General features: G+C 53.3%; 7 protein-coding genes. 6 read left to right on the top strand and 1 reads right to left on the bottom strand.

The window, feature by feature from the left end:
• Positions 1–14: 14 nt before the first annotated feature.
• Positions 15–3,116, bottom strand: a complete 3,102-nt coding sequence (locus BN8_RS11445) for a SusC/RagA family TonB-linked outer membrane protein (RefSeq protein ID WP_009282030.1) — start codon at positions 3,114–3,116, stop codon at positions 15–17.
• Positions 3,117–3,390: 274 nt separating this feature from the next.
• On the opposite strand from BN8_RS11445, the gene BN8_RS11440 reads away from it, so the two are divergent.
• From BN8_RS11440 to BN8_RS11410, 6 genes are all read left to right on the top strand, one after another.
• A complete protein-coding gene (locus BN8_RS11440; protein WP_040005745.1) occupies positions 3,391–4,161 on the top strand; it encodes an SDR family oxidoreductase in 771 nt (256 codons plus the stop codon).
• A gap of 126 nt (positions 4,162–4,287) precedes the next feature.
• The gene (locus BN8_RS11435) at positions 4,288–5,022 is read left to right on the top strand and encodes an IclR family transcriptional regulator (protein WP_009282028.1); all 735 of its coding nucleotides are present in this window, start codon (positions 4,288–4,290) and stop codon (positions 5,020–5,022) included.
• 633 nt (positions 5,023–5,655) lie between these two features.
• A complete protein-coding gene (locus BN8_RS11425; protein ID WP_009282026.1) occupies positions 5,656–6,330 on the top strand; it encodes an RNA polymerase sigma-70 factor in 675 nt (224 codons plus the stop codon).
• Positions 6,331–6,405: 75 nt separating this feature from the next.
• Positions 6,406–7,416 carry a FecR family protein gene (locus BN8_RS11420; protein ID WP_009282025.1) on the top strand — a complete coding sequence of 337 codons (1,011 nt, stop codon included), beginning with the start codon at positions 6,406–6,408 and terminating at the stop codon, positions 7,414–7,416.
• Between the two features lie 20 nt (positions 7,417–7,436).
• Positions 7,437–10,949 (top strand): SusC/RagA family TonB-linked outer membrane protein, encoded by a 3,513-nt coding sequence (locus BN8_RS11415; protein WP_009282024.1) that lies wholly within the window; start codon positions 7,437–7,439, stop codon positions 10,947–10,949.
• A 6-nt stretch (positions 10,950–10,955) separates the two neighbouring features.
• Positions 10,956–12,689 (top strand): RagB/SusD family nutrient uptake outer membrane protein, encoded by a 1,734-nt coding sequence (locus tag BN8_RS11410; RefSeq protein ID WP_144051648.1) that lies wholly within the window; start codon positions 10,956–10,958, stop codon positions 12,687–12,689.
• The last annotated feature ends 6 nt before the right edge of the window (positions 12,690–12,695 follow it).

Genomic DNA, 12,695 nt, shown 5'->3' with positions numbered 1-12,695 from the left:
TCAGGGGCTAAGGATTAAAAGCCTAAGTTGATGCCAAACGTAATGGTGCGCGCTTGTGGATACGTACCGAAATCAAGACCAGCAGCCCGCAGGTCGTCGTTAGAAGCACTCACTTCCGGGTCATAGCCATTGTAGCCTGTAAATGTAAACAGGTTAGTACCGGTAGCGTACACCCGTGCCGACCCTACTCCCAGGCGATTGATCAACGACGAAGGCAGGTTATACGCCAGCGTTACGTTGCGGATGCGCAGGAACGAGCCGTCGAACAGATAGGCGTCGCTGAAGAGGGGGTTGTTGTTGCGCCCACCTCGAATTGCCCGGCCGTAGCGGCCGTTGCCCGGCTGCGAAGGTGATACCCAGCGGTTGTCGAACACCTCCTGAAGCTGATTCTGAACCCCCGAGTTGTTGATTGAGAACGTAGCATTATAGATTTTTTGCCCAACAATGCCATTCGTCAGGATGTCGAGCGTAAAACCTTTGTAGGAGAAGTTGTTATTGAAACCAAAGAAGAATTTGGGGTGTGGGCTGCCAATAACGGTACGGTCGTTGTCATCAATCCGGCCGTCGTTGTTGATGTCTTCCCATTTGAAGTCGCCCGCTTTGGCAAACGGCTGCTTGCCATACGCCGTAGCCTCTTCGTCGGTCTGGAATACGCCGATGACCCGCCGACCAAAGAAACTGCCGATGGGATCACCTGCCTGGGTGACGGCGTAGGCCGTCCGTCCCAGAGCCGTGCTGAAAATCCGCTCAGCATCGGCGCTCATCGCCAGTACCTTATTTTGGTTGAACGTGATGTTGGCGCTGGTCGTCCATTTGAATTCTTTAACCGTATTGCGGCTGGTGAGGGCAAACTCGAAGCCCCGGTTCTGCACCTCGCCCAAATTCACGACCGCACTGGTTAAGCCCGTTGCCGCCGGCGTCTGGATCGTGAACAGCATGTCGGTGTTGCGCTTGTCGTAGTAGTCGGCGGTAACATAAATCCGGTTGTTGAGCATACTGAAATCAAGCCCGAGGTCCAACTGCTTCATCGATTCCCAGCCCAGCAGCGAGTTGGTGAACGTTGAGCGGCCCAGACCGGGGGTAAGTGTGTTGCTAATGATGTAGTTGGCATCCTGCAGCAGACCGATAGCCCGGTAGTCGCCGATGGCGTTGTTCCCGGTCAGGCCATAGCTGGCGCGAAGTTTCAGGTCTGATACGACCGATACGCCTTTCATGAAATTCTCCTCCGACACGCGCCAGCCCACCGAAGCCGAGGGGAACGTACCCCAGCGGTTGTCGGACCCAAAACGCGACGAACCATCCCGGCGAACCGTAGCCGTTACGAGGTATTTATCTTTAAACGAATAGTTGACACGGGCGAGGTACGACAGCAGCGTCTGAATCGTCACGTTTTCGTAACCAGCGTTGATCGTGCCGCCATTCACGCTTTCAATCAGATTGTCCGGGAAGCGGGTCGCCTGGGCCTGCAGTACGTTTGAGTAGGCTTTCTGGGCGGTAAAGCCGGCTACCGCATCGACTGAGTGATCACCGAAGCGTTTTTTATAGCTGAACGTGTTCTCATTCAGCCAGTTCGTCGCTTCGGTGTTTGTCCCTGTCGCGTTCGTCAGGATATTAATCGGGTCAATCGTGTTCGGCTGAAACCGACGGTTTTTGGCGTAGTTCAGATCGGTACCAATGGTTGTTCTGAACGTCAACCCGTCGAGAATCGAAACTTCGGCGTAGGCATTGCCGAAGAAGCGCAACTGCGTTCCGTCAATCTTCAACTCGTTGGCTAACTGAACGGGGTTCGGATAGGAAATGTCGCCTTCGGTAGGGCGGTACGTCACGAAATACGAACCATCCGGATTGTAAACCGGGAAGTAAGGCGGTAACGACAGAGCCGCCTGTACCACCGCCCCGCCCGAGTGGCCAATGGCCGCTACGTCGTCCTGCTTCGTAAAGCTGGGAAGCATAGTCACCCCAACGTTAATCCGGTTAGATATCTTTCCGTCCAGATTCATCCGGAAGGAGTACCGCTCCAGACCCGAGCTAATGACAATCCCCTTTTGATTGAAGTACCCACCCGATATGGAATACCGGATGTTCTCGTTACCGCCCGAGGCCGAAATCTGATAGTTCTGAATTGGGGCCGTCCGGAAAATGGCGTCCTGCCAGTCGGTATTCGGCAATTGGGAAATATCACCCTGAATGATCGACGGAATCTGGTAGGAGTTAGGCCGGAGGTTATTCGGATCGGTGATCTTGCCATTCGGGTTGTTGTCGATGTAGCCGTTGTTCCGACCATCTTTTATAAACTGGACAAAATCCGGCGTATCGAGTAGATCCAGCTTTCTGGCTACCTGCTGAAAACCCGTGTAAGCGTCGACTTCAATTCGGGTTTTACCGGCTTTGCCCCGCTTGGTCGTGATCATAATCACCCCGTTCGACCCCCGCGAACCGTAAATAGCCGTCGATGAAGCATCTTTCAGGACGTCGATGCTTTCGATGTCGTTCGGGTTTATCGTATTGAGTGGGTTACCAATCCCCGAGTTCGTTACGGGGTAGCCGTCGATGACAAACAAGGGTTCATTACCGCCCGAGATAGAGCCAATTCCACGAATCAGGATGTTGGTATTCGCCCCGGGCGCGCCGTTGCTTTGCGAAATCTGCAAACCCGCGACCTGTCCCTGCAGGGCCTGATCAACGCCCGAAACAGGCAGTTTCTGAATATCCTTCGACCCAACGGAGGCAATAGCCCCGGTCAGGTCTTTCTTCTCCTGCGTACCATACCCGACTACCACAACCTCGCCGAGCTGTTTGGTATCGGGAGAAAGGCTAACCGTGAGCGATGACTGGTTCTCAACCGTAATTTCTTTCGACAGATAACCGACAAATGAGAAAACTAACGTGGCTCTGCCGGATCTGACGCGCAGCGAAAAAGCGCCACTGTTATCCGTTGTTGTACCCGAATTGGTGCCTTTCTCGACCACCGTAACGCCGGGTAATGCCTGGCCGGCATCGTCCGTAACCTTGCCGGTTACGACTGGGCCCGATTGTGCAAAGAGGCATGCTGATGCTACGAGCCAGCATACGGCTACTAGCCATGCTCTTTGTGTTTTAGTGAGAAGTTGGTTCATATAGGGTTTACTATATTATTGTAAAATTAAATATCAATCGATACAATACTATAATGAGGGTATCTGTAAAGCAAACTATTTTGTATAATTTTTTTTGATGATAAAATTTTTCCAATACGGATTGACTTAGAAAAATAATAGATTGCATTAATCACTTGTTTTCAGAAGGCAGTTGATGTGGTTAAAGTGCAAATCGGGATAAATAATTAAGCTACTGGTATAGTTATTCACTAATAAAAGATTAGTATTGCGCTAATTATCACAATGATATACTATGTCGATTAATACGTTATTTTCACTTTCGGGAAAGGTGGCTTTAGTCACAGGATGCAAACGAGGAATAGGCAAAGCAATGGCGCTGGCACTGGCGGAAGCCGGGGCCGATATTATCGGGGTGTCCGCATCGCTCGAGCGCTCGGGCAGTCAGGTTGAGCAGGAAGTGACGGCGCTCGGGCGGCAGTTCCGGGCTTATCAGTGTGATCTGAGCAACCGACAAACGCTGATGTCCTTCATCGGGCAGGTTCGACAGGATGTACCCGTTATCGATATCCTCGTCAATAATGCCGGCACCATCCTGCGCAAACCGGCCGCCGAGCATCCCGACGATTACTGGGATACCGTGCTGGAGACTAACCTGTCGGCGCCGTTTATCCTTACCCGTGAGATCGGGCGGGACATGCTGACTCGTGGGGCCGGTAAGGTTATCTTTACAGCTTCGCTGCTGACGTTCCAAGGTGGGATTAACGTGCCGGGCTATGCGGCCAGTAAAGGTGCGGTGGGTAGTCTGGTGAAAGCGTTTGCCAACGAATGGGCAGGGTCGGGCGTGAACGTAAACGCCATCGCACCGGGCTATATTGACACCGATAACACGGAAGCCCTGCGGAACGACCCCGTTCGGAGTCAGGCGATTCTGTCGAGAATTCCGGCTGGTCGGTGGGGGACACCCGACGATTTCAAAGGGGCAACAATTTTCCTGGCGTCATCCGCAGCCGACTACGTTCACGGTACGATCCTGACCGTCGACGGTGGCTGGATGGGGCGCTAATTGTGTACTAAACCTTAAATCATATAGAACGCAGATTGTCATGATTGGTATGATTTGTTAAGATAGCCGATCATAATTAACCATACCAATCACACCAATCTGCGTTCTATATAACTTGCTGCCATCATGGTCCTAGTTATTGTTAAAGCGTTCAACATACTCGAATTCGTAGCACGCGACCCAACCAAAGCGCATTCGCTGACCGAGATTGCTGAGGCCATGCAGCTTCACCAGGCTACGTGCGCCAACATTCTAAAAACACTGGTCGAAATCAACTACCTGGAACACCTGGGTCGTAAGAAAGGTTACCGGCTCGGTTCAATGGCGTATAACCTGACCAACAACTCGTCGAACGGACCGACGCTGGTGCTGGCTGCGGCCGAGGTAATGGAAGAACTAACCCGCCGACTGAACGAGACGTCGATTCTGGGCGTGATTCGCAATTACAAGCGGTACATTATTCACCTTGTCAATAGTGATCAGGACTTACAGGTACGTAGCCGCAGCGAACGGAATGTGTATGAGACAGCCAGCGGGCGCATTCTGCTGGCATTTATGCCGGAGAAAGAACGGGCCAGTTTCGTTCAGGTAGTGGGCTTACCGTCGGCCAGTATCTGGCCCGGTGCCGAAACCGTTGAGAGACTGGAGCAGGCGCTCGCCGAAATCCGGAAGAACGAACTGGTCATTACCCATTCGCCCTCCCATATTGTGGGGTTTGCCGTGCCGATCCGGAAAGGCGAGCAGGTAGTAGCCAGTCTGAGCATCTTTCTGCCCGAAATCCGGTGTTCGACAGAACGGAAACGGGAGCTAATCATCGCCCTGCGTGATGCGTCGTCGGCCATCAGCGACCGATTGAAATAGCGATCAGATTCAGAAAGCCGGGTCGGCAACAAATAGCCTCGTACCCCTTCCCCTTGTTCGGAACGAACACAATTGCCTGATTTTGGATGAATCAGGTAATACTTTCATGCCCTAAATCAAATGTCCTTCTCCAGTAGCTGCACCGACCAGACAGCCACTACGTCGCTCTCTTCACAATACGAAATGCCCGCTGTAGCTTGCGCAGGTTGACATCGGCTCAGTGCCCATTCATCATGTCAGCGAATTAGCGCTCTTGACGCAGGATAGTGGTGTGCAAACAGCACCCGTTGATCTTGGGTGAAGCAGGTTGATGGAAAGATTTGAGCCGATAGGCGGGTGTTGTCAACTGTAAATAATTGTACTTAATAAAAATATTGTTCAAAAAATTGTGTCATACTAATTTAAATCATAGTATTGTATCGATGAATTAGTTATTTCATAATGTTATAGTAAATAGTATCAGTGCCTTTCTGGTCAGTTAAAAATAACCAATAATTTGGGTGAATAGCCCGGTTTTCTGCAAAAAGTTGGTAAAAAATTGCAACCCCTGTAAGTGCTTTTGCGGCTGAGTCTGTCTTATCTGAAAAGGCACTGGTGCTTCCTACCCATAACCAATTTACGTAGCCTCCTATCATGAATCCGGCGCAAACAAGACCGTTTCCTTCTGATGACAATCAACTACGGATTGGGTACTCCAGCCTGTCAACCGATACGCGGATGAATGTCCCGGAAGACGATGAACTGTTTATCCGTCGCACGATGGACGAAGACCCCCGGTTGGGCGTAGAACTGCTGTTTCGGCGGTACTACCAGCCCATGTGCAGCCACGCCGTTAAATACGTCGGGTCAAAAAGCGTGGCTGAAGACCTGGTGTCGGATATTTTTTACCAGTTCTATCAGCAGAATATATTCACGGATATTACGTCATCCTACCGGTTCTATCTCCTTCGTACGGTCCGAAACCGGGCTTTTAACTACCTCAAACAACAACTTAACCGGCAGACCGTCGACGAAGATGCTGACGAAGTGGGCCGCCTGGCCGTATCGGCCGGTGACGCCCCCGACTCGCTTATCCAGTACGAAGAACTCTATCACGACGTACAGGACGCCATCAATGACCTGCCCATTGACCGCCGACGTATCTACCTCCTGAATCGATTTGAGGGCAAAAAATACCAGGAGATCGCCGACGAACTTCAACTGTCTATCAAAACCGTTGAGGTGCAGTTGTACCGGGCCAACAAACACATTCGAAGCCTGCTGAAACGGAAATGGTATCTGCTGCTGCTCCTGCTGACCAGCTTTTGATGCTAATAAACGCGGACATCTGTAAGTGGAATAGGGACCTTCGGTTGTCTTACTACTAAACGAATTTCGGACAGGATGACGATCACGAAAGAACTCATATTCGACTATTTGGCCGGGAAGGCGTCTGCCCTGCAAAAGCAGATGATCGAATCCTGGCTGCAGGATCAGCGTAATGAAGAACTGTTCTATCAGTATCTGATTGAATACGAAACGATGCGGCCTACCTATACCGCCGACGTCGCACAGGCCATTGACAACTATAATCAGTTCCTGAAAAATGCCGGATCGAACACGACCCCCGGAAGCAACCAGGCTACCGTAGTAAAAACCCGGCCGATCTGGCTGCGCTGGTCAATTGCCGCTGCGGTTACCCTGCTGCTGATGACCTCAGTCTGGTTACTGCGAAACCAGTGGCAGTACGAATCCTACGAAACGGTTTATGGACAGACACGGAACATTAGCTTACCCGATGGCAGTACGGTGGTGCTGAATGCAAACTCCCGGCTTCGGGTACCGCGCTTTGGCTTCTCGTCCGGTCCCCGCGAAGTGTTGCTGGAAGGGGAGGCCCTGTTTTCGGTATCGCATACGAAAACCCACCAGCGATTTATTGTCAAAACGGATCATCAGTTTCAGGTGGAAGTGCTCGGTACGGTGTTCAACGTTTTTGCGCGGCAGCGGGGCGGCAAGGTGGTACTGAATCAGGGGAAAGTGAACGTGCTGTTCACCGGTAAGGTAACCAGGAACAAAGTGACGTTGAAGCCAGGTCAACTTGTTACGATTGACCCGCAGCGCATCCGGGTCAAATCGACGCCCGAACCGGAAGCCCACGCGGCCTGGTGCAACAACCGCTACGTGTTCGACAAAACCACGGTGCAGGAAATCGGCTACCTCCTCCGCGAGAACTACGGCCTGACAATAAGCACAACCGACAAGGAACTGTTGGCCCTGACGATCTCCGGTTCCTATTCGGCCAGTAACGCCGGTGAATTACTGCAACTCCTCGAAGAAACGCTTGGTATTTCGACCAGCCGCCAGGGCGACACGGTCATGATTGCCCGCCCGGCCGTACCCCAACCGCTCCAATAAGTTTTGAAGCCCTTATCCATATGAATCGATACGTTTACAGGCAATTCCAGTTGATCGGCTTATCGGCGCTCCTGTGTACGAGCGACCTTGCTGTGATGGCGCAGACCAGTAATCTGGCTAAGTACGTTGACAAGTCCGAAAAGAGTATGCCCGCGCCGGCGGTGAGTCTGAAAGAGGCCCTGAACTCCCTGAAAGAACATTACAAAGTCGATATCGTTTTTGGCGATCAGGTGATTGAGCAATACACGGTTTCTCCGGCGCTTATCAATTACAATCAGTCGATTGAAAAGAACCTGGAGGCCGTCCTGAGTGCGTCGGGTTTAAAATTCCGGAAACTCAAAAATGGAACCTATGCCATCGTCGGGCGGATGTCCGGACGCCGGGGGGCGTCGGTGGGGGTGTCGGAAACAAAATCAGCGGTAGCGCTGACAAGCCTTGGCGAACATCTGCCGATGCTGGGCCAGACCGCCAGTACGGAAACGAGCCGGGAGCCTGAAAAAGCAGCCGATAATCCGATACGTGGAAAAGTAACCGACGAAAAAGGCGAAGGCCTGCCGGGGGTAAACGTGACCATCAAGGGAACCACCCGCGGCACTACAACCGACGCATCGGGTAATTTTAACCTGCCCAATGTGGATAAAAATACGGTACTGGTGTTCAGCTTCATCGGCTACACCCCGAAGGAGATTGTGGTGGGCAGCCAACCTGTGCTGACCGTCTCGCTCACGGAGGAGTCGAAATCTCTGAACGAAGTGGTGGTTGTCGGGTTCGGTACGCAGAAAAAAGCCACCGTAACGGGGGCCATCGCGAACGTTACGACCAAAGACCTGATCCAGTCGCCGGTGGCCAATATCAGCAACTCGCTGGTCGGCCGGATGCCGGGTTTGTTTGCCGTACAGGGCAGCGGGGAGCCGGGCAATGATGCTTCTACGCTTCGGATTCGGGGCGTCAGCACCTTCTCGGGGGCGGCCGATCCGCTCATCCTGGTGAATGGGATTGAGGTCAGCAACTACAACAACATTGACCCCAACGAGATTGAAAACCTCACCATCCTGAAAGACGCCAGCGCCACGGCCATTTACGGGATTCGGGGGGCCAACGGGGTGATCATCATCACCACCAAGCGGGGCAAGGTGGGCAAGCCGCAGCTCAGCTACACGGCGAATCTCGCGGTAACCAGCTTCACGAACCTGCGCAAGGGCATGAACAGCTACGACTACGCCCGGTTGTATAACGAAGCCATTCGGAACGATGCCTACGTGAGCGGAGCCGTTTATACCCCCCGGTTTACGGAAGCTGATCTGGCCAAGTACCGGTCCGGCGAAGATCCGATTTTCTACCCCAACACCGACTGGTACTCGCTGGTGCTCAGGCCGCAGGCGTTGCAAACGCAGCACAACCTGAACCTCAACGGCGGTACTGAAAAGGTCCGGTACTTCGTATCGGCGGGCTTCTTCAGCCAGGGCGGTCAGTTTAACAACACCGATCTGATCAAGGAATTTGACGCCAACCGCAAATACAAACGCTACAATTTCCGGTCAAACTTTGATTTCGACGTTACGTCAAAACTGAAGGTATCGCTGGATGTTGCCTCGCAGACCGAAAACCTGAGCGGCAGCAACTGGCCGACCGTCCGCATCATTGAAGGCATCGCCAAAGCTAACCCGCTGACCTCGCCGGGCTTCATTGGCGACAAACTGGTCAATCTGCCCGGTCTTGGAACGGTCAGTAATCCGCTGGCCGATGTGTTTGCGCAAGGCTATAACCGACAGTTCCGGAATTTTCTGCAAGGGTCGGTGCGGGTTGATTACCTGCTGGATTTTCTGTTGCCGGGGCTAAGCGCCACGGGTATTCTCAACTACCAGAACAACAATACCGAAACCCTTGTCAACCTGCGGCCCCTGATCACCTACAATGCCGTTCGGTTGCCGGATGGTACGGTCAATCTGATTCCGCAGAATGTGGAGCAGCCGTTCTCATTCAACCAGGTTATCGGCAAAAACCGGCGGACGTATGCGCAGTTCGGCTTTGACTACAAGCGGTCGTTTGGCGACCATGCCGTTACGGCGCTGGTCAACTACAACCAGACCAAGTACTTCGATCCGAACCTCGCGTTTCTGGTCCCCAACGGCTACCAGGGCGTAGTTGGCCGGGCTACGTACAACTTCAAAAGCCGCTACCTGGCCGAGTTTACGTTTGGCTACAACGGTACGGAAAACTTCGACGTAGGCAAACGCTTCGGCTTTTTCCCGGCCTTCTCACTGGGCTGGGTTCCTTCCGAAGAACCGTTCTTTCCGAAAAACGATGTGGTCACCTACCTGAAAATTCGGGGTTCGTACGGGGAGGTGGGCAACGACCGCATCGGCAACGACCGGTTTCTGTACCGGCCCTCGGCCTATACTTCCGCTACCAACGGCTATTTTTTCGGCGAAGTGGGCAGCACGCAGACCGGCTACGTTCGCTCGGTTGAAGGGAAGCTGGGGAACCCGAACGTAACCTGGGAGCGGGCTGTCAAGCAGAACCTCGGCGTGGAAATGGCGTTCTGGAAAAGTAAGATCAGCGTAACGGCTGATGTGTTCAGCGAAGAACGTAATAACATTCTGGCCAACCTCGGTACGGTTCCCGTTACGGTTGGGGCTACGCTGCCCGCCTATAACCTGGGCCGGATGAGAAACCGGGGCTTCGACGGCGACATCGCCTACAATGACCGGATCGGCGCCGTAAATTTCTTCATCAAAGGGAATTTCACCTTCGCCCGAAACAAGGTGCTGTTTCAGGACGAAATTGCCCGGCCGTTCTCGTATCAGTACCGTACCGGGCAGCGCTACGGGCAGTATTTTGGTCTGGTGGCCGACGGCCTGTATAACACCTGGGAAGAAGTGAATGAGGCCAATCGGCCTGTGTCGGCCTGGAACAGTAACCGGCTGCAACCCGGCGATATCCGGTACAAAGACATCAATGGCGACGGGATCATCAACGAGGACGATGCCGTACCGATCGGCTACTCCAACTTTCCGGAAAAAATCTTCGGTATCTCGCTGGGAGGCAACTACAAAGGGTTCGATTTTTCAGTCCTCTTTCAGGGCGCTGACAATGTATCACTGGCCTATAACCGACGGCAGGTACGCGGCTTTTTCGAAAACTCCGGGGCCGTGGATTATCTGATCAATAGCTGGTCGGCTGAGCGCTACGAGCAGGGGCTGCCCATCTGGTTCCCACGGCTGACTACGGGGGCCGACGAGAACCACAACAACAAGATGTCGACCTTCTGGGTGCGTGACGGAAGTTACGTGCGGCTGAAAAACGCCGAGCTTGGCTACAGCCTGCCAAAGGCCGTTCTTAGCCGACTGGGCATTAGCTCAACCCGGGTGTTTGTCAACGCCAATAACCTGATTACCTGGAGTTCCGTGTTCCCCGGCGTTGATCCCGAGCAGTCGGGTACCGCGCCCGGCAGTACGACAGGAGGTGTCACGAACGAAGAACCGTACCCACTCACCCGCGTGGTCAATTTCGGGCTTACGCTTAAATTTTAATCAGCCATGAAAGCATTCATCAGAGCCGTAGTTGGGGGTTTCCTGTGCATGGCCGTATCATCCTGCGATAAGCCGCTCTCCCAGTTTCTGGATAAAGCCCCCGGCGTCGACGTAACCGAAAACACCGTCTTCTCATCGCGGGCGCAGTTGGAAACGTTCATCACCGGAACGTACCGGATTGGTATCCACTCGATATTCTCTTACAACGATGCCAACCTGATCCCTACTTCCCGCACCTTCTGCATCAATGCCCCCATTACCGACGAGGCCGAGTGCGAGGTCACCTTCATGCACCCTGAGCAGTGGAACGCCGGTAACATTACGGCCTCGACTGCGCTGGTAGCCAACGAAGATTACCGGTATTACATCCGGTGGACGGCCATCCGAAACTGTAACATCATTCTGGAGCGGCTGAATGATGTGCCTGATGCCGATGAGGCTTACAAGAGCCAGGTAACCGGCGAAATGAAATTCATCCGGGCGCTGAATTACGCCGAAATGCTGAAGCGCTACGGTGGCGTTCCGATCATCGACAGGCGGTTTCAGTTGACCGACGATTTTAAGGTAAAGCGGAATACGGTTGAAGACGTAGTCAATTTCATCGTGAAGGACTGCAATGATGCGGTGGAAAAACTTCCCGCTTCGTATCCATCGAACCTCCGGGGCCGGGCCACCAAAACAGCGGCCCAGATGCTCAAGGCCCGTACGCTGCTGTACGCAGCCAGCCCCCTGTTCAACGCTGCAACGCCGTACATGAGCCTGGGCAACGAGGCCGATAATAAGCTGATCTGCTACGGTAACCAGGACAATAATCGCTGGCAACTCGCTGCCGATGCCGCCAAAGCTGCGATTGACATGGCCCCGGCCGGAAACTTCTCGCTCATTACCGACAAGGGCGTAGACAAGAACTACAAGTTTGCCTGGGAGCAGAACGACAATGCCGAGATTGTCCTGGCCGAGAAAGTCTATGCTGCCCGCAGCCGAACCCAGTTTCCCTGGTACGGATTTCAGCCGTCGTCCATTATCAATGCCTGGGGCGGGGTATCGGTAATCCACAACTTTGTCCGAAAATACGAAAAGAAAGACGGTACCCCGCAGACCTGGCCGGGTGGCAATGATTTACTAAAAAAATACGCGGAGCTTGATCCTCGTTTTGCCCAGACGGTTGGGTACACCACCTCAAGCTACAACCGGGATGTACCCCTGCTCGAAACGTTTCAGGGGGGGCGTCATGCCGCCGACTGCGACGGGGGGGCCTGGCTGAAGAAACTCATGCCTGATGCACTGGGCGCTACGTCGAGTGCCGTACCCAACGCCATTGTATTCCGGGTGGCCGAAGCGTATCTGAACTATGCCGAAGCCCTCAATGAAGCCCAGGGCCCGGTACAGGCAGCTCACGATGCCGTTAATATTATTCGCGGGCGTTCGGGTATGCCCAAACTTCCGACGAATCTTACCAAAGAGCAGTTTCGCGAACGGGTTCGCAATGAGCGGGACATCGAACTAGCCTTCGAAGATCATCGGCTCTGGGACATCCGACGCTGGAAAATTGCCGAAAACGAAGGGGTAATGCAGGGGCCGATGTACGGCCTGCGGATTACACGGATCACCGGTAATACTGATTTCGCCTATCAGCCGTATGTGTTCGAAAATCGGACTTTCCTGCCGCGCATGTACCTGCATCCGTTCCTGAATACGGAAGTGTACAAGGGCTACCTCGTTCAGAATCCTGGCTACTAACTCTTT

This window comes from Fibrisoma limi BUZ 3 (assembly GCF_000296815.2).
GTDB classification, from domain to species: domain Bacteria; phylum Bacteroidota; class Bacteroidia; order Cytophagales; family Spirosomataceae; genus Fibrisoma; species Fibrisoma limi.
Note: the sequence above shows the minus strand (reverse complement) of the source record. Positions and strands in the feature narration are given on the sequence as shown.